Source organism: Clostridioides sp. ZZV15-6388, from assembly GCF_020657755.1.
Taxonomy (GTDB): Bacteria; Bacillota; Clostridia; order Peptostreptococcales; family Peptostreptococcaceae; genus Clostridioides.
Genome location: NZ_JAGWCU010000165.1, coordinates 1 through 208 on the forward strand (window position 1 = coordinate 1; position 208 = coordinate 208).

Below are 208 nucleotides of genomic sequence, written 5' to 3' on the forward strand. Positions count from 1 at the left end.
TTGACTAGATGCGAAATTCTTATCTGCTACTATTATTTCTCTACCATACCAATTAGCTTTATATTCTAACATTCTTCTGAGCTCCGACCAACTTGCTTCGCTTATAGCTTTCGCTAACTTATGATTTTTCACCATATTTTTTACCTTCAAGTCCTCAATAACTATAACTTGGTTTTCGTGTATTAGTTTAGTTGATAACTTATTTAGG

The 208-nt window shown here is 32.2% G+C and carries 1 protein-coding gene; it reads right to left on the minus strand.

Features of this window, described 5'->3' with window-relative positions:
* The coding region (locus KGF48_RS20200) for an IS200/IS605 family accessory protein TnpB-related protein (protein WP_227868518.1) at positions 1 to 208 on the minus strand (208 nt) is incomplete at both ends.